Source organism: Marinobacter sp. AN1, from assembly GCF_026013985.1.
GTDB classification, from domain to species: domain Bacteria; phylum Pseudomonadota; class Gammaproteobacteria; order Pseudomonadales; family Oleiphilaceae; genus Marinobacter; species Marinobacter segnicrescens.
Map to the genome: position 1 here is coordinate 2468306 of NZ_CP110342.1, position 19981 is coordinate 2488286.

Below are 19981 nucleotides of genomic sequence, written 5' to 3' on the forward strand. Positions count from 1 at the left end.
TCGCTTCAACAAAAAGCGTTCAGACTGCCTTAGCAACAATAACCGTGTCCACTCCTGGCCCCCGATCCTCTGATAACTGAAGCCTGGTTTCGTAACCGCGACTTTCCAGCAAACGAAGATGCGATGAGTTGCTAGACCATGACCTCACACTGACGATGCCGTTGGGTTCGGCTTGTCTTACATAATCCTCAATGGCTTCATACAAGGCGTTGGCGACACCCCTGCCACGAAAAGCTGGAGCCACCGCAATGGTGGTGACATAGGCCGATGACCTGAAAGCGGCCGCGTCATAGGGATAATCGCGTCTGAAGGACAGAAAGCCCGCAATTTCCGGCCCAATCCTGGCCAAAAATACCGGTTGTTGGCTCATAGTCGCAAAATATTGATGTGGCTCTGCGATAACCTTGGAATCTTTCCCGAAAACCACATCTTTCGTGCCCTCGCGCGCAGAGAGGGGAGGAACAAACTCCTGATCAACCAGCTTCAGGATATCCCAGACTCCAGAAGAGGCAGCAGGATCCTGAGCTAGGCATTCCAGGTACTGAATTTCAGTAGCAACACGGTTAGTCATCAATCATCTTCATCCAGTCTTTTTTGGCAACTGCGACCTGTTCTCGGCGGCTAAGCTGACTCCCCAGGAAAATAACCCCAAAGTAGAAGATGAAAGATCCAAACAGTATCAGCAGGGCAAGCATACGCGGAAGGTCAAAAACAAACTCTGGTTGAATGTCGCTGGAGAAAATCGACGGAGCAAATGCTGCAATCCCGGCTGCGGTATTCAACAAGAAAAGCACTTCCAGCATTTTGGTGTTTCGGTTGAGCGCCCGACTTTCCAGCAGAGACAAATAATTGTTCTGCTCAACAATATAATTACTGATCCTTTCAGCGAAGTCCTTCAGAATTCCGATCTGTTTATCGATCCCGAAGTCAGTCATGAATATTTCAAGATCGTCTCTATACTGTGCATTCTTGGTGATAAAGTCTGAATTCTGTGCTGCAAAAATGCTGGAGAACATCTCGTTCTTACGCGCCTCAAGAAATCTCCCGAAGCTTTGAAGATAAGCAACATTGAGCTCACGACGCTTGATTACTGTCCTGTCAATATAAGCCTCAAGATCCCTGATTTCGAAGATAGAGCCATGGATCTGGAACCAGTGCGAATGGGCGTGGGAAAACATCTGCTCCAGTTCATTCGTCCAGCACTGCTCCCGAACGACAAACGACCAGGTGTTAGCAACATACCGCCCCTCCGAACCGCGCAAGGGCTCATCCGTTGCAGAGCTGTTCAGACCGCAACCCTGTTTTATGGCGCTGTTTTGGTCAAGGAACACCAACGCATTTCGAGTCTCTTCGCTGGCGAACGCATCATCGCTTAATAGAAAGATCGGGCGAAAATCATGAAACTTATACCGCTTTCGTTGGGCGACCTGGTCACTGATCAGTGAGAGTATCTGGTCCACTCGACGACCAAAATCAAGTTCGCCGCGATCCGCCGGAATCTCGAACGAACTCAACCTTCCCCTGACCTCACCATTGCGCGAAAGATAGATCAGATAGTCAAGGTTTTTATCATCAAGGAACTGCTGATGTGAGCCAAGAAGTCTTTTGGCTAGTTCGCAAGGTTCTTTCGCCTCGTACTTTGGGCTTTGCAGCCAGAAACCAAGTGTACCTGCTGGATCCAACTCCGTTCTCAAGTGCCAATGCTGTCCCTTGAAAATTATCTCTTCCTCTGCGAGTACGTATTTCTGATCTGCCCGGGCGAGATAACTGAAATTGAAAACGGAAAGGTCAGAAAGTCTGGGACGAAGATCAGGAAACACCTCCCTCATGCGAGCCAGACATGTGTCTAGAACTCCTTCTTCTACAATCGAGCCACCCAGGTCGTATCTGATCGAGTACAATAAGGATCCTCGTAGTTCCTCCATGAGCCCCTCGTTACGTAAAATCGTACGTTTTCATTCAGCCCGATCAGGGCCTTCTCAAAAGAATAAACAGCTTCTTCTGACCGGGCAACCGACAGGGCCCCAATTAAGACGGGTGGCCTTGCCGGATCGCACCAGATATGCCTGAACCGGTATCAGGCGACGCCCTGCTCCCGTGCCATCGCCATCGCGGCTTTTGGCCCCGTCCACAGGGACGGCAGGATGATCAGGGAAACGGGTATCGCGGTCAGCACAATAAACTGCTGCAGCACGCCGATCTGGCCGGCGCCCATGTACAACAGGATTGCCGCCATCAGGGCCATCGCGCCGCCCCAGAACACCCGGATCCAGGGGTTTGGCTCGTCATGCCCGGCGCCAACCATGGCTATGGAATAACTCATGGAGTCACCCGTGGTGGCCACGAAAATCGTGGTCAACAGCAGTATGGCAGCGGCCATCCAGGTGCCACCTGGCAGGGCCTGGGCTACGGTCAGGGTCGCCACATCAAACTGAAAATTGCCCAGTGCCTCGGTCAGGTCAAAGGTGCCGGCCAGCTGGTGGTAGATGCCGGAGCCGCCCAGCAGGGTGAACCATATCGTGGTCGCTATCGGCGCTAACACGGCCACCGCTACGATCATCTCCCGTACTGTCCGGCCCCGGGAGATCCGGGAGACAAACACCGCCATCAGCGGGGTGTATCCGATAAACCAGGCGAAGAAGAACACCGTCCACCACTTCATCCACCAGGCTGGAGCGGTTTCCGACGTCATAGTGGCCATGGCAAAGAATGAGGACATATATTCACCCATGGACTGGGTATAGGTATTCACCAGGAACAGGGTCGGTCCGAACACAAGGATCACTGCTGCGATGGCCAGGGCCAGCAGCACGTTGAAACGACTCAGCATCTGGATACCCTTGTGCAGCCCACTCATGGCAGAGGTCATATACACCCCGGCCACCACCGCCAGTACGGTCAACTGGGTACCATAGCCATCGGTAACGCCGAACAGTTCATGCAGGCCAAAGCTCATCTGTGTTGCCAGGAAGCCGATCGGTCCCACGGTGCCCGCCACCACGGCGATGACACAGAAAGCGTCCACTACGCCACCCAGACGCCCCTGGATGACGCTCTCCCCAAATACCGGGTACAGCAGCGTGCGTGGCTGCAGTGGTTTGCCCTGGCCGTAATGTGCCCGGGACAGCACCAGTGCCGTCAGCGACCCAAGTACGGCCCAGGCCAGGAAGCCCCAGTGGGTGAACGACTGGGCCATGGCTGGCGCCACAGCCGCGGATGTGCCGGCTTCAGCGCCGGAGGCAGGTGGTGATACCACAAAGTGATACACCGGCTCGCCGGCGGCGAAGAAGACACCACCACCTGCCAGCAAGGTGCACAGGATCATCGATAACCAGCGGAAGCGGCTGATTTCTGGCTTATCAAGCCCACCAAGCCGGGCGGCGCCGGCACGGCTCATAGCCGTACCAATGGCGATAAAGAAGGTCAGCAGCAACAATACCTGGAAGAACGACCCCAGGTATTTGGCGGTCCAGGTGAAACCGTTGCCAATCAGGCCGGCAACGTAGTTACTGTCCACCACGGAGGCACCAACAAACAGGAGGATAAAACCGATGGTCAGCGTGAGTACCACGGGATCACTATCGGTCAGGAGGCGGGATTTGGCTCCCGTTGCGGGAACGGACTCAGCAGTCATAGGGTCAGGCCTTCAGGAAAAACGGCGCACCCTACAGGAAAGGCCTCCACTTTGCACAGGATGCCGGCCAGCCCGGCGTCCGTAGTAACCGACCCCCGTTATCATCACAACGGATTACTGCCCGAGCGACCAGCCCAGCAATTTGTTGCGATTTCCGATATAATGAGTGTTTGACGGTGGCAAACAAGCCAACCGTCGATCGGGAGAACAATATGAGCAAGAAACCGGTAAAAGCGACGCTAACTACGGCCATGATTGAGGAGCAGACCGCTGCTTTTCTGAAGTCTGGCGGAACCATTGAGTATGTCGACAAGGGCAAGAGTGGGCAACTCTCCCTCACCGGGTCAAAACAAATTAACCTTAAAACGGATAAATAACCGTAAAGGGAACCCCGGCTGGGCCGCCTGAGGTATCCGCACCACCCGGCGCCTGAGCCCGGGCGGTGTTAGGAGTTTAGCCAGCAAGCCCGTCAGTCTGCCTCCTCCTCGATCTTTTCACCAGCCGCCTCGACATCCTTTCCAAAGCCTTCCATGGTATTACAGCCCGCCAGGCCTGTTCCCAAAAACAACAAGATCAGCAAGGGGCGTGCGGTGGATTCAACAATCTTTTCCAGTTTCATAGCAAACCCTCCCAGTCAGCACGTATGTGCATCAATCATTAAAGACCACGCTCTGACTGTAGTACAAATGCCCGTGGCTGGAGCTGGCAGCGAAGCCACTCGCGGGTGGTGTTTACGGTGACGTACCACCTATACTGACCCACAAAACAACGCCCCATCACCAACCAATGGAACAACAATGATTCGACTCCACGGTTTTTCTGCCAGCAACTACTACAACGTGCCCAAGCTTGCCCTTCTGGAGAAAGGTGTCGAGTTTGAGGAAGTGCTTTCCTATACCGGCGTCGGCCCGAAGTACAAGCCGGAATACCTGGACAAGAGCCCGCTTGGCAAGGTGCCGGCACTGGAAACACCGAAAGGTTTTATCAGTGAATCCCGCCCCATTCTGGAATACATCGAGCGCACCTACCCGGAGCCTTCCCTGATACCCCAGTCACCGTTTGACGTTGCCAAGGTCCAGGAACTGTCGCAGTTCATCGAACTGTATTTCGAGCTGGTGGCCCGCCGCCTGATCCCGAACCTTCTCGGGGGCACACAGCCGCACCCTGCCGTACTGAAAGAAGTGGAGACCAGTCTCGACAAGGCCGCGGCAGCACTGCCGAAACTGTCGTCGTTTGATCAGTTTGCCTATGGCGACAAGTTCACCGTGGCGGATATTGCAGCGATTCTGAACCTGCCCATCGTGCGTAACGTCGGCAAGGCATTCCTTGACCGCGACCCACTGGCTGAGGTGCCGGGGCTACACGAGTACTTCAAGCGTATGGCCCAAAGGCCGGCAGTGCAGAAGGTCCAGGCCGATGCTGCCGAGAACAGGCCGCAGTTCATGGCTCACCTCAAGGCGCTCTACGGTATCTGAACCGCCCCGCCACAGCAGCTCTTCACTCCTGAGACACACACCGGCGCCCGGAGCACTTTGCCCGGGCCCCGGGTCACCCTCCCTCCCCCAGAAGTCATCAATGTCGTGGAAAGTCGACGTTGGCCGATCGTTTCATTGCGGTCTACGCTGACTTGAAAACGCTGTGGCTGCCTGTGCACCCTGTAGCCGCATTACAGCATCCGCCCGGACCACAGTGTCCCATGGTGGTCCGGAATGTTCGTTTAAAGCCCGGCGGGAGCAGCATGAAGTTTCCTTCAAGCACAGCGTTTGCCCTTCTGGGGGCAGCCCTCATCGCCATCAGCTATGGGCTGGCGCGCTTCGCCTTCGGTCTGTTCGTTCCGCCGATAAGGGGCGCACTGGACCTGTCGCCGGAGGTGATCGGCCTGATTGGCGCGCTGCCGCTCATCAGTTTTGTATTGGCCAGCCTGGTTGCCCCCCGGGCTGCCACCCGGCTCGGCTCACGCAACACCGCCATCCTGTCCGGTGGCTTTGGTGCAGCAGGGCTGGCGCTGATAAGCCAGGCGTCCGGAGCCGTGTCCCTTGGGGTGGGTGTGTTTGCGTGCGGTCTCTGTACAGGCCTTATGATGCCGGCTCTGACGGCGGCCATGCAGGCGCTGGTAAAGCGCTCCCTGCATGGCAGGGTAAGCTCGGTGATGAACGCCGGTACCAGCATCGGCGTGGCAGTGTCAGTGCCGGCCGTACTATTCCTCGCGGATGCATGGCGCTATGCGTATGCATCCTTCGCTGTCCTTGCTGTTATCGGCATCGTCGCCACCTGGTATTTCATTCCCTCGGTATCGCGGGTCACCCCGGCAAACGCCGCACCCCCACCTGGCATCACCCTTGCCCAATGGTCCCGGCTGTTCAGGCTGTCGCTGTTTGCCTTTGTGATGGGCTTTGTTTCCGCTGCCTACTGGGTCTTCGCGCCGGACCTGGTGGTCACCCTCGGAAACCTGCCAGCCAGCATGACAGGCTGGCTGTGGCTCGCAGTCGGTGTTGCTGGCCTCGGCGGTGCCGTGGTGGCGGACCTTGCCGATCGCAATAACCCGCCGATCACCCACGCACTGATGCTGGTGATGTTGGCTGCCAGCCTGTCACTGCTCGCTGCAAGCCCCGACCAGATGGTGATCTCTATATTCTCTGGGCTGGTGTTCGGCCTGGCGTACATGAGCCTGACCGGGCTCTATCTCATGACCGGGATCCGCCTGCTGCCCGGAAGGCTATCCATGGGACCGGTCATGCCCTTTGTGGCAATCTCCCTGGGACAGGCCGCAGGGTCTCCACTGGTTGGCATACTGGTGAATGAGTTCAGCTACGCCTTCGCGTTTGCAATGTTTTCAGCAGCGGGAATCATCGTCGCAATGTTCTCCCCCCTGTATCCCCGCTATATTGAGCAGGAAGCCGACGAGGCCGGCGAAGAGCAAACCGGTCTTCAGGCGGCCTATGATTATCAGTTACAGGACGAGCACGGCGAGCCCTTCAGCCCCGTGACGCCAGAACCCACTGCGGGCTCAGCGGCGCTTGACGAAAGTGACGAGGGCCGGGGTTGACGCAGGTTCCCGGGCAACCGAAAATCTCACCTTCGTTGTACACTTTCCGGGGAAGGTCTCAAGGTACAACGCTTCTGGCACCTCCAACCTGTAAAACCCGGCCATATCGCCACTCATCAGCAACGCTTGAGACAAAGGGAATCCGTTCATGAAACCTAAAGAGCTGGTCGCGCAGTTTATTGCCCATATACACGCCCAGCGATTCGATGAGGCGAAAGAGCTGCTGGCCACTGAAGGCTTCGAATATGTTGGACCCAATATGCGCTTCCTCAGTCGCGATGACATGCTGGCTTACCAGTTTGGCATGGCGGCCATCCAGAAGGACCTGATTGTCCGCCAGCTCAGCGCTGACGGCGAGCATGTCTTCGCCATCCTCGATTACCAGACCCACTTCGAGCCAATCGGCGATGTAAGGCTTGCCCTCTGGTTCCGGGTTGAGGACGACCGGATTCTCACAGTGGAAGCTTTCTATAACGCCGCTGTTGTGGAAAACATGCTGGGCGGCAACCTCCCCACCGCTGTTGATACCAGCCAGTAAACGCCGCAAGCCAGCACAGCCCCACCTCCCACTCATCGTTGATTTACTCCCAATTTGGCCATGGGCCGACTAGTCTGAAGGGAGATAAACCAACCTATGGGAAGGGAAAACCCCGTGATAGGCGATCGAACTGTCAGTGTCTTCTATGATGAAGTCATGCTGGGACACAACCCCCAGGTTGACCTGCCGTTCATTCCGAGCCGGGTTGAGAAACGTGTCCGGTCGATTCTTCAGAACCTGGAGTTCAAGTGGAGCTATCCTGAGCATCCGGGCCGGTTGTCCGCAATCAAGGCCTGGCTGGACAACTACCCGGTGCCCGGCGTGCGAATTGAGCAGGGGGCTGCTCCGGCAACCTATGAACAGCTCTCCCGGGTTCATACCACCTCCTACCTGGACCACCTTTTCTCTCTGGAGGGCCAACGCGCCTGGCTGGACAGGGACACCACCGCTGTATCACCGGACAGCATCCATGCAGCTACCACGGCCGCAGGCAATGCCATTGCCGCCGTAGAGAGTGTCATGGCCGGGAACTCAGACAGTGCGTTTGCCCTGGTGCGACCACCGGGCCACCATGCCGAGCCGGTACGTGCCCGAGGCTTCTGCCTGCTCAATAACGTCGCCATAGCTGCCGCCCATGCCCATGCGAAACTCGGCTGCGAGCGCATTCTGATCGTCGACTGGGATGCCCACCACGGCAACGGAACCCAGGAAATCTTCTGGGCAGACCCCGATGTGCTGTTCTTCGACACCCACTGCGCGGCACCCTTCTATCCCGGTTCCGGGCTGTTACAGGACGTGGGTGAGGGTATGGGGGAAGGCTACACCACCAACGTTCCCCTGCCGGAGGCGGCGGGTGACATCGCTTTTGAAAAGGTTTTCCGGGAGATCCTGGTACCTGCCGCTGATTACTTCAAGCCAGACCTGGTATTGGTCTCAGCCGGTTTCGACCCCCACCGCAACGATATGGCTTTCAACGTGTCCTATGACGGTTTCAGGATGATGGCCAGCATTGTCCGGGACATCGCGGACCGGCACTGCCAGGGGCGGATCGCCTGCGTTCTGGAGGGCGGTTATAACCTGACCTCCCTGGGCCGGGGTGTGCATGCCGTTCTGGAAGTACTCGCCGGCGGCGAGGCACCCGTTCTCAAGGAACCCGGTATTGCGGAGGCTGAAGAGGCCGTGGCGTTCCATCGCTCGGCTTTCGGTGAGGAAATCTGACACCCGAATGTCAAGAACACCGGCAGGCTGTTGATATCTAACGGCACGGGAGCCAGAACAGCGGCTTCTATTTCAGACACAAAGCAAAAAGGCAGCCGAAGCTGCCTTTTTCAGATCATGTAGTTGGCTATATCAGATAGCGACTACATTGTCCGCCTGCGGGCCTTTCTGGCCATCGCTGACGTTGAATTCAACCTGCTGGCCTTCTGCCAGGGTTTTAAAGCCGCTGCCCTGGATGGCGCTGAAGTGAACAAACACATCCGGGCCACTTTCACGAGTGATAAAACCAAAGCCCTTTGCTTCGTTGAAGAACTTGACAGTACCGGTAGTAATAGACATATAGAAATATCCTGTAATCATTAATTTTGGTTGCCGCCAGTTCATCAGAATGATGACCGGTCAGCGATATGCGGAAAAAATATGAAGACTCGAAAACAGGACGGTGGACTACCAGTAATAACCAGAGAAACGTCTTATTCTTGAAGTTCGAAACAAATCTTTTCTACCCACCCACAGTAACCCATAAAGTCCCCGTTACCTAATTTATTTTAATAAGTACAAACCCCTGAATCCGGATTGCCGTTACCAGGCTATTAACGATCGCCGACTACCTGTACACTACGCACCCAATTTTTCAGGTCAGCCCCTTGTGCCGGGCCGCCCTCTTCCTTCCAGGACTGTTTCTTTTGATTTCTACCGCAAACCTCACCATGCAATTCGGTGCCAAGCCCCTGTTCGAGAACGTTTCTGTCAAGTTCGGTGGCGGTAACCGCTATGGCCTGATCGGCGCTAATGGCAGTGGCAAGTCCACCTTCATGAAAATCCTCGGTGGTGAGCTCGAGCCTTCCAGTGGCCAGGTCATGCTTGCCCCGGACGTGCGTCTGGGCAAGCTGCGCCAGGACCAGTTCGCGTATGAGGACTACACCGTGCTGGACACGGTCATCATGGGCCATGAAAGGCTCTGGCAGGTGCACGCTGAACGGGAGCGGATCTACAGCAAGCCGGAAATGTCCGAAGAAGACGGCATGGCGGTGGGTGAGCTGGAGAATGAATACGCGGAACTCGATGGCTATACTGCCGAGTCCCGGGCGGGGGAGCTCCTCCTTGGCCTGGGTATTCCGCTGGAACAGCACAACGGACCCATGAGCGAGATTGCTCCCGGCTGGAAACTCCGCGTGCTGCTGGCCCAGGCGCTGTTCTCTGATCCGGATGTACTACTGCTGGATGAGCCCACCAACCACCTGGACATCAACACCATCGGCTGGCTGGAGCAGATCCTGATCGCCCGCAACAGCACGATCATTATCATTTCCCATGACCGCCATTTCCTGAACAGTGTCTGCACCCACATGGCTGACCTGGACTACGGCGAACTACGCCAGTTCCCGGGCAACTACGACGAATACATGACCGCCGCCACCCAGGCCCGGGAGCGTATCCAGGCCGACAACGCCAAGAAGAAGGCCCAGATCGCCGAGTTACAGACCTTTGTGAGCCGCTTCTCTGCCAACGCTTCCAAGGCCAAGCAGGCGACCAGCCGGGCCCGGCAGATCGACAAGATTCAGCTGGAGGAAATCCGGCCGTCGAGCCGCATGAGTCCCTTTATCCGCTTCGAGCAGCACCGCAAGCTGCACCGCCAGGCCGTGGTAGCAGAGAAAGTCAGCCAGGGCTTTGACAACGAGGTGCTGTTCCGCAACCTGGACCTGCAGATCGAAGCCGGTGAGCGTGTGGCCATCATTGGCCCCAACGGTATCGGCAAGACCACCCTGCTACGCACGCTGGTGGGAGACCTCGCCCCCCTCGAAGGCACCGTGAAATGGGCAGATGCCGCCCAGGTTGGCTACTTTGCCCAGGAGCACGGCGACGACTTCGCTGACGACAGCAACCTGTTTGAGTGGATGTCCCAATGGACCGAGGGTGGTGAACAGCTTGTCCGGGGCACGCTTGGGCGTATGCTGTTTTCCAACGATGATATCGGCAAATCGGTGCAGGTCATTTCTGGCGGAGAGCAGGGCCGCATGCTGTTTGGCAAGCTGATTCTCCAGAAGCCCAACGTACTGGTCATGGATGAACCCACCAACCACCTGGACATGGAGTCTATCGAGGCCCTGAACCTGGCCCTTGAGCACTACCCTGGCACACTGATCTTCGTAAGCCATGACCGGGCGTTCGTCTCCAGCCTGGCCACTCGCATCATCGAACTGTCCGAAGATGGCGTGACTGACTTCAGCGGTACCTACGACGACTACCTCCGGAACCTGGGTGTCGCAGTATAAGGCCGGTTATCTGGACAAGGCAGCGGATCTGACCGACACTGCGAAAGTCACAGACCGGGGTCGTCCCCGGCTTTCTGCCGGGATGACCGCTGTTCCAGTTACAAAAAAGGAAAACCCCATGCCCTTTTCCCAGGACCATCTCAGCGAGCTCAACCTGTTGGCGCTGTTTGACTCTTCCTCTACGCAGGAAGGCATCAAGGTACATCAACACACTGCCGACCCGGATGTGGTAGCCGCAGCCGAGCGCCTTCATGGCAAAGGCCTGATATCCCAGAAGGATGGCGGTTACCTCACGCCACTGGGGGCGGAAGTTGCCGAGCATGTGCAGAAAACCCTCGCGGTGCTTACCAGCAGCACGGGTGACACAGTTTTGTAGAACGGGACACAGACATAAAAAAGGGCAGCCCCGGAAGGCTGCCCTTGCTGTTTTCAGGGCCGGTTACTCTTCAACCGCGCTGTTATCTTCAAGGATTAACCGGACTTCTTCAGGGTCCAGCAGTTGGGCTTCGTAGGTCAGGCCCTGGGCTTCGATCACCCTGACAAAGGCCCGCAAATGACTCTTGGACCCATCCAGGAGGTTGGAGTAGGCAATGATAATGGGGCGTTCGTCGGTCTGGTCGATGGCCGCGAGAATATCGCGCATATCCTTTTCTTCAATCAGTGCACCGACATAAAGTGCGTTAATGAAGGATGTCTTGCCCTTGGCGACGAGTTCGTCATAAAGGGCCTGCAACTCCTGATTGGTAAATACGCCGATCGTGTCGTTAACGACGGGATCCTCAACGCCAAACTTGTCGAGCAGATAGTCCACTGTTGTTGTGTGGGTTTCCTCGGAAAGAGCGATCCTTGCAAATACCTGGGTCTGCTTGCCCCATTGTTCATCGAGCGTAAGGTATACATCCCGGGCCAGCTTTTCCTCCTCCCTCATATAACGGAGATCGCTGATTTCGATCTCAGTAAGGTCCGGATCGACAACCGCGGATGTGGGGGCGTCAACTGACTGTCCTCCGTTACCATTACCGTTACCGTTGCCGGGGCCGGCAAGGACAAGTGACGAACTACCAAGAGCCAGGGAACCGATAAGCGTAGCGGCGATCAGGGATTTTGCATTCATAACTACCTCTCTTTAAATGGGCGTGAAATTGCCCGTACACATTAGTTATGACGCTAACAAAGAAAAAAGGTTCGATCTTTTTTGTGACATTTAGGACATTTTAGTAGGCATAACCCACTAGATCACTGCATTTTCATGAAAATGCGACGTGTCCTCGTTTCGCTTTCCAACACGTCCCGAACTACTTTCAGTTCTTCTGTTCCAATAATGGCAGGCCCCACCCAGCCTTGGGGATAAGCGTAAAGTCCTTGTAAACACCGGCTATCCCGATGGCAGGATCACTATCGTTGGTGCAGCCTGTATTTGAACAGTCAGGATGTGCTGAAACCTGACCGTCATATACCGGACCCGGGCACACCTGGTTCCGATTGCGATCAACCCTGACCTTCCAATCAAAGGAGATTGCCCATGGGTACGCGCAAGACCATTCTCGTCGCAACCGCGGCTGCCGCAGGTATCACAATGTCATCTGCAGCCCTTGCACAGGACATCTACAAATCTGGTGTGGGCGGACTCTACACCGGCGTGAACTACACCTTTATCGATATTGATGCCCAGGAGGACGCAGACGTGGGCACGCTTTCCGCCAAGGTTGGCGTCCAGGCTAACAAGTACTTCGGTGCCGAAGCGCGGGCCGGATTCGGCGTAAACGATGACACCGTCAATGGCACTGAGGTCAAGTTGGATAATTTCTTCGGCGGTTATGCCACCATCAATATGGCCAACGAGACCCCCGTCACCCCCTATGCCATTCTTGGTTTCACCCGGGTGGAACTGGAGGCAGGCTCGCGCTCCGACGACGAGTCAGACTTCTCCTACGGCGCCGGGGTGAACGTCCAGCTCGCCCGCAACCTCTCGGGTAACCTTGAGTACATGCGCTACTATGACGACCGTGACGTAACCATCGACGGTATCGGCCTCGGGATCCTGGTCAACTTCTGATGCCCTGGCGGCCAGCAGGCCCCTGACGGATCAAGCGTCCAATGCCTGAACCTTGAGGGGGCCATCCTTCCAGCTTGTAATGGAATTCCCGGTTTGCCACGGGGCGGATTTGTCGTACTGTGTTCATCAGTAACATACCCGATGGAATCGCCAATGCCGCTCGACAGTAACATCAGTATCCGTAAATACCAGATTCAGGATCTCAGCCCGCTTGTCCGGCTGTTTACCGAGTCGGTGCATGAGCTGACCGCAACCGCCTACGACGAAACCCAGCGCTATGCCTGGGCATCACGGACTCCCAACCTGGATACCTGGCAGCACCGGCTGGACTCTCTGGAGACCCTGGTGGCAGAGGAGGCCGGCCAGCTCGCAGGGTTCATTTCCTATGAACTCACCGGCCAGATTGACCTGATCTACACGGCCCCCAACTATGCTCGCAAGGGCGTGGCTTCCGCATTGTTGCGGAGGGCTGAGGAACACCTCAGGACACTGGGCGTGACGGAACTGCTCACCGAAGCCAGCGTGGTTGCCCGCCCGTTCTTCCTCCGTCACGGCTTCGAAATCGAGCAGGAGTACCAGACTACCGTGCGCGGTGCCCATTTCCTGCGGTACAACATGCGCAAGGCCTTGTAGGGCGGTTTTCCAGCCCCGCCCCGACCGATCCAGCCAGCGCCAGCCCGACGTCGGGGTAATCCACCGAGACGGGACCCGGCAAAATCTGGATAATGGCGGCCAGTTCAGTAAGCCCGCCATTTTTCCGGATCCGGTAGACTCGCCATGGAAATCAACGTTAACTTTCTCGACAACCTGAGACTGGAAGCGAAGTTCGACGACTTCACCGTTCTCACAGACCAGCCTATTCGCTACAAGGGTGACGGTTCCGCGCCCAGTCCGTTTGATTACTTCCTGGCCTCCTCTGCCCTGTGCGCCGCCTATTTCGTGCGGGTCTACTGCCTGGCCCGGGATATACCCACGGACAATATCCGGCTCTCCCAGAACAATATTGTCGACCCGGAGGACCGTTACAACCAGATCTTCAAAATCCAGGTGGAGTTGCCGGAAGACCTGCCGGAGAAGCATCGCCAGGGCATCCTGCGTTCCATCGACCGCTGTACCGTGAAAAAGGTGGTCCAGACCGGCCCGACCTTCGAGATCGAGACCGTGGACAACCTGGACGAAGACGCCCAGGCCCTGCTGATGACGACGCCGGAGGGCAGCCGCACCTTTATTGAGGGCAAGGACCTGCCGCTTGAGGAAACCATCGCTAACATGACCGGAATCCTGCGGGACCTGGGCATGAAGATCGAGATCGCCTCCTGGCGCAACATCGTGCCTCACGTCTGGTCGCTCCATGTGCGGGATGCCTCCTCCCCCATGTGTTTCACCAACGGCAAGGGTTCCACCAAGGAAAGCGCCCTGTGTTCCGCCCTGGGTGAGTTTATCGAGCGTCTGAGCTGTAACTTCTTCTATAACGACCAGTATTTCGGCGAGGACATCGCCAATCGGGCATTCGTCCACTACCCGAATGAACAGTGGTTCAAACCCGGACCGGATGATGAACTGCCTGCAGGCATCCTGGATGACCATTGCCTGGCCATCTATAACCCGGAAGGCGAGCTGCAGGGGTCCAACCTGATTGACACCAATTCTGGCCGCGTGGACCGGGGTATCTGCTCACTGCCCTTTGTAAGGCGCTCTGATGGCGAGGAGGTGTATTTCCCCTCCAACCTGATCGAGAACCTCTTCCTCAGCAACGGCATGAGCGCCGGCAACACCCTGCAGGAAGCCCAGGTACAGTGCCTGTCGGAAATCTTCGAGCGGGCGGTCAAGAAGCAGATCATCGAAGAGGAAATCGCCCTGCCGGACGTACCCCTGTCCGTGCTGGAGCAGTATCCCCACATTCTGGAAGGTGTACAGGCACTCGAAAAACAGGGGTTCCCCATCCTGGTCAAGGACGCCTCCCTGGGCGGCCAGTACCCGGTAATGTGCATCACCCTGATGAACCCGAAAACCGGCGGCGTGTTTGCTTCCTTCGGCGCCCACCCCAGCTTTCAGGTGGCGCTTGAACGCAGCCTGACCGAGCTGATGCAGGGCCGCAGCTTTGAAGGCCTGAACGACATGCCCCCGCCCACCTTCAACAGCCTGGCGGTTACCGAGCCCAACAACTACGTGGAACACTTCATCGACTCCACCGGCGTGGTGTCCTGGCGCTTCTTCAGCGCCCGTTCCGAATACGAATTCAGTCACTGGGACTTTTCCGGCACCAACCAGGAAGAAGCGGACAGGCTGTTCGGTATCCTGGAAGACCTGGGCAAGGAGGTCTACATGGCCATCCACGTGGATCTGGGCGCCCCCGTCTGTCGTATCCTGGTACCCGGCTATTCCGAGGTCTATCCGGTGGAAGACCTGGTGTGGGACAACACCAACATGGCCCTGGACTACCGGGAGGAGATCCTTAACATCCACCGCCTGGATGACGAGCAGCTGGCCGACCTGGTGGAGCGCCTGGAAGAGAGCCAGCTGGACAACTACATGAAGATCATCAACCTGATCGGCGTGGAGTTCGACGAAAATACCATCTGGGGCCAGCTCACCATCCTCGAGCTCAAGCTCATGATCTACCTGGCCCTGCAGCAGCATGAGGAGGCCCTGGACACGGTAGATGCCTTCCTCCAGTTCAACGACAACACGGTCGAGCGCAACCTCTACTACCGGGCCATGAATGCGGTACTGGAAATCGTGCTGGATGACGAACTGGAACTGGAGGACTTTGACGTCAACCTGCGACGCATGTTCGGCGACGAGACCATGGACGCCGCGGTGGGTTCCGTGGACGGCAGTGTGCGCTTCCAGGGCCTGACGCCGACCAACATGCAGCTGGAAGGCCTTGACCGGCACCTGCGGTTGCTGGAGAGCTACAACAAGCTTCATGCAGCGCGGGCTGCACGGGCACAGGCTGCAACTGCGCGTTCTGCGTAACCTGGCCGTCAAGCCGATGAGCGACGACGCCCGCGTCGCTCATCGGTAACCCTGAGTGAGAAATTACCTGCCAAAACCGAGCGACCGCTCGATTCCTTTTTGATCTGCGGTTATGCTATCCCGATCTAAGAAACCGACAAAGGATAGCAGTAATGACTGATACACCCACCGCACTGCAGGACCTGGCCAGCCCCGACGGGATCTGCTTCGGCTGTGGCACCGTTCACCCCACCGGCCTGCAACTGAAAAGCTATTGGTCAGACGACGGCACCCATGTCGTGGCGCGGCACACACCGGCCCCCGAATACACTGGTTGGCCGGAACTGGTCTATGGCGGCCTGCTGGCCATGCTGGTGGATTGCCATTCCAACTGGACTGCCATGGCCTGGCACTATCGGGCCGAAGGCCGCGAGCCCGGCACCCTGCCCCGAATCGACTGCGTCACCGGCAAACTCAACCTGACCTATCTGAAGCCCACACCCATGGGCGTGGAACTTACCCTGAAAGCCCGGGTTGAAGGCGACGTTGGCCGCAAGAGTCGGGTCATCTGTGAAGTCTGGGCAGGTGAGGTAATGACCGTCGTGGCAGATTCAGTCTTTGTGCGAGTGGACACGGAGGAACTGACTGACAAGGCACACGGCCGCAAGGAAAGGGACACCGTCTGCGCCTGACGGCACCACGCCACGGAAGGCACTGCAAGCGGGCAAACATCCAGTCCCTGCCCAACTACAGAAATTTAATAACCTCCCCGGAATCCGTCCCCACAATCACTAACGGATCACGTGGTTAATGGTTCACAAGAACAACTTAAGCACACCCGAAAACATTAAACGGATGTTTGATTTCACCCTGGCACCCGGTTCTTGCGCCCCCTCCTTATTGAAAACCCGAGCACCTGCCTGCAATCTTTTATGTACAGAAAATTCGATTAATCAATAGCTTGGATACGTACAAACCGTAATTTATGACCTGCAAGCGGCAGCTGAGACACAGGCGTTACGGCCTGTCCAGCCCCGGTACTTGTCGCCGGCGCCGCAGGATTGGTGTGAAAGGTAACGGAATCAGCGAACCAGGAGGTGCGCCATGGCATCACAAGCAGGGCTCTATGCATGTTTCGAAGATGCGGACACGTTGCCGGCACGGGAGCGCCGGCAACTGGTGGAACTACCGTCAGAACGCCTCGTGTGCCCGAAAGATGAGGTGATTCTTCGAGAAGGCGAGCCTGCCCATGGTCTGTTCGTGGTGGAAAAGGGACTTTGCTATACCCAGCGTTTCCTGCACGACGGTACACGCCATATTATCGATGTACACTTTCCCGGCGAGATCGTTGGGCTGGACCAGCTTTCGCAGCCGCTGCACCTGTCTGGCCTGGCGGCTATGACCGATACAGCCCTGTTCATGTACAACAAGCTTTCGGTAATGCACCTGTTTACGGGCTCTCCGGCCCTTGCCCGATTACTGCTCCACATGGTCTCACGGGGGCAGGCAATCATGACGGAGCGCATCGTAGGCCTCGCTCGCCACGGTGCGCTTCGCCGGGTCGCACACTTCCTGCTGGAGATTCTGCACCGGGGTGGCTATGCCAACCCCATTGGGGTACGGTCCTTGCGCAAAGTGCCGGCCGAGCAAGCGGACCAGGCGAACAAGGGCCTGCAATCTCCACTCACGTTCCGCATCCCTCAGCAGGTGATTGCAGACACCCTGGGTCTAAGCATTGTGCACGTCAGCCGCGTGCTGCGACAGTTGCGTGAACAAGATATGATCACCACACAGAATCAGGGCATCACCCTCATGGATGTGGACGGCCTCCGTGACATTGCCGGGGTCGATCCGGCGGCACGCTGGCGATCCACTCCGGGGTGAACGTCCTCACGACGGGACGCGTTTATTGTGAGCTACCCTGAAGCAGAAAAACGGTTTGCCGCAGACGCCATGCTGGGCCGCCTGGCCCGATGGCTTCGGGTGCTGGGCTTCGATACCGTTCACATCCCGGATGTTGATGACCATGACCTGGTGGCCCTGGCCGACCGGGAAGGCAGGATCCTGCTCACCCGTGACCGCCACCTGGTCACCTATCTCAGACCCCGCAACTCTTTATTGCTGCAGTCATTGTCGCCACACGAGCAACTGCTGGAGGTGGCCGAGGCATGCGGTATCGGTATGGCGGAGGATCTGTTCACCCGGTGCATGGTGTGTAATACGGAGTTGCGGCAGGCCACTGAACAGGAAGTCGCAACGCTGGTGCCGGACAAGGCACGCGCCCGCCCGGGGCCGTTTCTGAGGTGCCCCGGCTGTGGCCGGGTATACTGGCCGGGCAGTCATACCCGCCGTATGCGGCGGGTTCTGGAAACGCTCTTTCCCGATTGACCGGTTACCTGCATCAACCCACCCTGCCTATACTCACCGACAGTCCCTGCTTGATGGATGCGTTTTAGACAATCTCAAGGGGCCGGATTAACCGGCGGCAAAGGTGGCAACACCACCTGTTGCGGTGCCCCGGTATAGACGAAGCCGCCCAGGGGTTTTAAACCACCTGCCGGGTCAAGGATTATTCAGGCATCCGGTGACCGTCATCCGTCGTACGCGAGCGGACGTAACACTGGCCAACTACCTTGCGGAGGCCGACATGCTCAACATGAATTTTGATGAACGGGTGGTGATCAACACCAACCAGCAGGAGTGGGTGCCCAGTCCGGCGGGGGGCGTTCTGCGCAAGCCCCTGGCCCGGGAAGAGGCTGAGCGCGGACACGCCACCTCTGTGGTTCGCTACGAGCCTGGCGCCAGCTTCAATCGTCACGAGCACCCACTGGGGGAAGAGATCCTCGTACTGGAGGGCGTATTCTCCGACGAAACCGGTGATTATCCCGCCGGCACCTACCTTCGCAACCCACCCGGCAGTGGCCACGCTCCATTTTCCCGGGAGGGTTGCACCCTGCTGGTCAAACTGCACCAGTTCGACCCCCGGGATCTGAAAACCGTACGGGTTGATACCAGGACTACCCCCTGGCTGCCTGGCCAGGGCGGCCTGCAGGTCATGCCCCTTCACGATTTCGAGCATGAACACGTTGCCCTGGTAAAATGGCCGGCCGGCGAGCGCTTCCAGCCCCACCGCCATTTTGGTGGAGAAGAGATCTTCGTGCTCTCCGGTGAGTTCCGCGACGAGCATGGAAGGTATCCAGCCGGTACCTGGCTACGCAGCCCGCACATGGGCCAGCATCATCCGTTCGTGGAGCAGGAGACCGTAATCTGGGTCAAGACCGGACATCTTCCGGTGACGCACTCGCCGTCATAGCCCAATAACTTCTCATCCAGCCCGGAAAGCGTCAGAATGGGTGCGCTAAGTTGCCAAGCCGTGCTGGTGGCCGGCCTTGAATGGCCGGCCTGTTGTCAGCCACGGTCATTTACCCATAACGATAATTCGGAGCAACCTTGATGTTCGAAAACCTGTTTTCCCTTGAAGGCCGCACGGCATTGGTCACCGGCGGATCCCGTGGTATCGGCAAGATGATTGCCGCGGGCTTTATCGCCCAGGGTGCCAAGGTCTATATCTCGTCCCGCAAGGCGGACCAGTGCGATGCCGCTGCCCAGGAACTCTCCGAGGGCAATGGCCGCTGCTTCTCCCTGCCCCAGGACCTGTCCACCGTGGAAGGCTGCCGGGAGCTGACCCGCAAGCTGCAGGAGCGGGAAGATCACCTGGATATCCTGGTCAATAACGCCGGCGCCGCCTGGGGCGCTGACTTTGACGAGTTCCCCGAGCACGGCTGGGACAAGGTGATGGACCTGAACCTGAAATCGCCGTTCTTCCTGACCCAGGCCCTGCACGGTATGCTCAAGGCCGGCGCATCCGACCAGAAGCCCGCCAAGGTGATCAACATCGCCTCCATTGACGGCATCCGCCTCAACCCATGGGAAACATACTCCTACCACGCCTCCAAGTCTGGCCTGATTTTCCTGACCCGCCGCATCGCTGCACGCCTGGTACAGGATCGCATCGTGGTCAGCGGCATTGCCCCGGGCCCGTTCCCGTCAGAAATGAACCGGGATGCCCGCGATAACGGGGATGAAGTCGCCCACAAGACCCCTCTGGGGCGGGTTGGCAACGACGAGGATATGGCCGGTGCGGCGATCTTCCTGGCGTCCCGCGCCGGTGACTATGTGGTTGGCGACACCATCGCAGTAGACGGAGGCCACGCCTACGCCAAGCTGCCGTATACCGAGTAAAAGTCCCTTTTGA

General features: G+C 57.5%; 21 protein-coding genes. 15 read left to right on the forward strand and 6 right to left on the reverse strand.

What is annotated here, in order from left to right:
* Window positions 1-19 precede the first annotated feature (19 nt).
* From LJ360_RS11360 to LJ360_RS11370, 3 genes are all read right to left on the reverse strand, one after another.
* Window positions 20-571 carry a GNAT family N-acetyltransferase gene (locus tag LJ360_RS11360; protein WP_091848317.1) on the reverse strand — a complete coding sequence of 184 codons (552 nt, stop codon included), beginning with the start codon at window positions 569-571 and terminating at the stop codon, window positions 20-22.
* Window positions 564-1925: a hypothetical protein gene (locus tag LJ360_RS11365; protein ID WP_143066550.1), complete on the reverse strand. Its 1362-nt coding sequence runs from the start codon at window positions 1923-1925 to the stop codon at window positions 564-566. The genes LJ360_RS11360 and LJ360_RS11365 overlap by 8 nt, the downstream gene beginning before the upstream one ends.
* 152 nt (window positions 1926-2077) lie before the next feature.
* A complete protein-coding gene (locus tag LJ360_RS11370; protein WP_264994020.1) occupies window positions 2078-3634 on the reverse strand; it encodes a BCCT family transporter in 1557 nt (518 codons plus the stop codon).
* A 212-nt stretch (window positions 3635-3846) separates the two neighbouring features.
* Between LJ360_RS11370 and LJ360_RS11375 the strand changes: the two genes are divergently transcribed.
* Entirely contained in the window at window positions 3847-4011 is a 165-nt protein-coding gene (locus LJ360_RS11375; RefSeq protein ID WP_264994021.1) for a hypothetical protein, read from the forward strand.
* Window positions 4012-4103: 92 nt separating this feature from the next.
* On the opposite strand, the gene LJ360_RS11380 is transcribed toward LJ360_RS11375, so the two are convergent.
* Window positions 4104-4253, reverse strand: a complete 150-nt coding sequence (locus tag LJ360_RS11380) for an entericidin A/B family lipoprotein (protein ID WP_264994022.1) — start codon at window positions 4251-4253, stop codon at window positions 4104-4106.
* Between the two features lie 178 nt (window positions 4254-4431).
* Between LJ360_RS11380 and LJ360_RS11385 the strand changes: the two genes are divergently transcribed.
* From LJ360_RS11385 to LJ360_RS11400, 4 genes are all read left to right on the forward strand, one after another.
* A complete protein-coding gene (locus LJ360_RS11385) occupies window positions 4432-5109 on the forward strand; it encodes a glutathione S-transferase family protein (RefSeq protein WP_264994023.1) in 678 nt (225 codons plus the stop codon).
* Window positions 5110-5372: 263 nt separating this feature from the next.
* On the forward strand, window positions 5373-6680 hold the full coding sequence (locus LJ360_RS11390; RefSeq protein WP_264994024.1) for a CynX/NimT family MFS transporter: 1308 nt from the start codon (window positions 5373-5375) through the stop codon (window positions 6678-6680).
* A gap of 148 nt (window positions 6681-6828) precedes the next feature.
* A complete protein-coding gene (locus LJ360_RS11395; RefSeq protein WP_091848322.1) occupies window positions 6829-7218 on the forward strand; it encodes a nuclear transport factor 2 family protein in 390 nt (129 codons plus the stop codon).
* A gap of 114 nt (window positions 7219-7332) precedes the next feature.
* Window positions 7333-8436, forward strand: a complete 1104-nt coding sequence (locus LJ360_RS11400) for a histone deacetylase (RefSeq protein WP_264994025.1) — start codon at window positions 7333-7335, stop codon at window positions 8434-8436.
* A 132-nt stretch (window positions 8437-8568) separates the two neighbouring features.
* Here the strand turns inward: LJ360_RS11400 and LJ360_RS11405 are convergent, their stop codons facing one another.
* On the reverse strand, window positions 8569-8775 hold the full coding sequence (locus LJ360_RS11405; protein WP_091848323.1) for a cold-shock protein: 207 nt from the start codon (window positions 8773-8775) through the stop codon (window positions 8569-8571).
* Between the two features lie 347 nt (window positions 8776-9122).
* Between LJ360_RS11405 and LJ360_RS11410 the strand changes: the two genes are divergently transcribed.
* Both LJ360_RS11410 and LJ360_RS11415 read left to right on the forward strand, forming a co-directional pair.
* Complete coding sequence (locus tag LJ360_RS11410; protein ID WP_264994026.1) at window positions 9123-10712, forward strand: ABC-F family ATPase; 1590 nt, start codon at window positions 9123-9125, stop codon at window positions 10710-10712.
* Between the two features lie 118 nt (window positions 10713-10830).
* Window positions 10831-11088: a TIGR02647 family protein gene (locus LJ360_RS11415; RefSeq protein WP_264994027.1), complete on the forward strand. Its 258-nt coding sequence runs from the start codon at window positions 10831-10833 to the stop codon at window positions 11086-11088.
* Window positions 11089-11151: 63 nt separating this feature from the next.
* On the opposite strand, the gene LJ360_RS11420 is transcribed toward LJ360_RS11415, so the two are convergent.
* The gene (locus LJ360_RS11420) at window positions 11152-11826 is read right to left on the reverse strand and encodes a DUF2202 domain-containing protein (protein WP_264994028.1); all 675 of its coding nucleotides are present in this window, start codon (window positions 11824-11826) and stop codon (window positions 11152-11154) included.
* 408 nt (window positions 11827-12234) lie between these two features.
* On the opposite strand from LJ360_RS11420, the gene LJ360_RS11425 reads away from it, so the two are divergent.
* From LJ360_RS11425 to LJ360_RS11460, 8 genes are all read left to right on the forward strand, one after another.
* Window positions 12235-12768, forward strand: a complete 534-nt coding sequence (locus LJ360_RS11425) for an outer membrane beta-barrel protein (RefSeq protein ID WP_091848327.1) — start codon at window positions 12235-12237, stop codon at window positions 12766-12768.
* Between the two features lie 153 nt (window positions 12769-12921).
* Entirely contained in the window at window positions 12922-13401 is a 480-nt protein-coding gene (locus LJ360_RS11430) for a GNAT family N-acetyltransferase (RefSeq protein ID WP_091848328.1), read from the forward strand.
* Window positions 13402-13545: 144 nt separating this feature from the next.
* The gene (locus LJ360_RS11435) at window positions 13546-15747 is read left to right on the forward strand and encodes an OsmC domain/YcaO domain-containing protein (RefSeq protein WP_264994029.1); all 2202 of its coding nucleotides are present in this window, start codon (window positions 13546-13548) and stop codon (window positions 15745-15747) included.
* Between the two features lie 152 nt (window positions 15748-15899).
* Window positions 15900-16418, forward strand: a complete 519-nt coding sequence (locus LJ360_RS11440; protein ID WP_091848330.1) for a PaaI family thioesterase — start codon at window positions 15900-15902, stop codon at window positions 16416-16418.
* A 412-nt stretch (window positions 16419-16830) separates the two neighbouring features.
* Complete coding sequence (locus tag LJ360_RS11445) at window positions 16831-17610, forward strand: Crp/Fnr family transcriptional regulator (protein WP_264994030.1); 780 nt, start codon at window positions 16831-16833, stop codon at window positions 17608-17610.
* A gap of 27 nt (window positions 17611-17637) precedes the next feature.
* Window positions 17638-18114 carry a Mut7-C RNAse domain-containing protein gene (locus LJ360_RS11450; RefSeq protein ID WP_264994031.1) on the forward strand — a complete coding sequence of 159 codons (477 nt, stop codon included), beginning with the start codon at window positions 17638-17640 and terminating at the stop codon, window positions 18112-18114.
* Window positions 18115-18373: 259 nt separating this feature from the next.
* Window positions 18374-19039 carry a cupin domain-containing protein gene (locus tag LJ360_RS11455; RefSeq protein ID WP_264994032.1) on the forward strand — a complete coding sequence of 222 codons (666 nt, stop codon included), beginning with the start codon at window positions 18374-18376 and terminating at the stop codon, window positions 19037-19039.
* Between the two features lie 140 nt (window positions 19040-19179).
* Window positions 19180-19968, forward strand: coding sequence for an SDR family oxidoreductase (locus LJ360_RS11460; protein WP_177185956.1), 789 nt, complete (start codon window positions 19180-19182; stop codon window positions 19966-19968).
* Window positions 19969-19981 lie beyond the last annotated feature (13 nt).

Bases quoted from the DNA above. Each gene is read 5' to 3' on its own strand.
- LJ360_RS11360 (WP_091848317.1), bottom strand. From the start codon at position 571: ATGACTAACCGTGTTGCTACTGAAATTCAGTACCTGGAATGCCTAGCT.
- LJ360_RS11365 (WP_143066550.1), bottom strand. From the start codon at position 1,925: ATGGAGGAACTACGAGGATCCTTATTGTACTCGATCAGATACGACCTG.
- LJ360_RS11370 (WP_264994020.1), bottom strand. From the start codon at position 3,634: ATGACTGCTGAGTCCGTTCCCGCAACGGGAGCCAAATCCCGCCTCCTG.
- LJ360_RS11375 (WP_264994021.1), top strand. From the start codon at position 3,847: ATGAGCAAGAAACCGGTAAAAGCGACGCTAACTACGGCCATGATTGAG.
- LJ360_RS11380 (WP_264994022.1), bottom strand. From the start codon at position 4,253: ATGAAACTGGAAAAGATTGTTGAATCCACCGCACGCCCCTTGCTGATC.
- LJ360_RS11385 (WP_264994023.1), top strand. From the start codon at position 4,432: ATGATTCGACTCCACGGTTTTTCTGCCAGCAACTACTACAACGTGCCC.
- LJ360_RS11390 (WP_264994024.1), top strand. From the start codon at position 5,373: ATGAAGTTTCCTTCAAGCACAGCGTTTGCCCTTCTGGGGGCAGCCCTC.
- LJ360_RS11395 (WP_091848322.1), top strand. From the start codon at position 6,829: ATGAAACCTAAAGAGCTGGTCGCGCAGTTTATTGCCCATATACACGCC.
- LJ360_RS11405 (WP_091848323.1), bottom strand. From the start codon at position 8,775: ATGTCTATTACTACCGGTACTGTCAAGTTCTTCAACGAAGCAAAGGGC.
- LJ360_RS11415 (WP_264994027.1), top strand. From the start codon at position 10,831: ATGCCCTTTTCCCAGGACCATCTCAGCGAGCTCAACCTGTTGGCGCTG.
- LJ360_RS11420 (WP_264994028.1), bottom strand. From the start codon at position 11,826: ATGAATGCAAAATCCCTGATCGCCGCTACGCTTATCGGTTCCCTGGCT.
- LJ360_RS11425 (WP_091848327.1), top strand. From the start codon at position 12,235: ATGGGTACGCGCAAGACCATTCTCGTCGCAACCGCGGCTGCCGCAGGT.
- LJ360_RS11430 (WP_091848328.1), top strand. From the start codon at position 12,922: ATGCCGCTCGACAGTAACATCAGTATCCGTAAATACCAGATTCAGGAT.
- LJ360_RS11435 (WP_264994029.1), top strand. From the start codon at position 13,546: ATGGAAATCAACGTTAACTTTCTCGACAACCTGAGACTGGAAGCGAAG.
- LJ360_RS11440 (WP_091848330.1), top strand. From the start codon at position 15,900: ATGACTGATACACCCACCGCACTGCAGGACCTGGCCAGCCCCGACGGG.
- LJ360_RS11445 (WP_264994030.1), top strand. From the start codon at position 16,831: ATGGCATCACAAGCAGGGCTCTATGCATGTTTCGAAGATGCGGACACG.
- LJ360_RS11455 (WP_264994032.1), top strand. From the start codon at position 18,374: ATGCTCAACATGAATTTTGATGAACGGGTGGTGATCAACACCAACCAG.
- LJ360_RS11460 (WP_177185956.1), top strand. From the start codon at position 19,180: ATGTTCGAAAACCTGTTTTCCCTTGAAGGCCGCACGGCATTGGTCACC.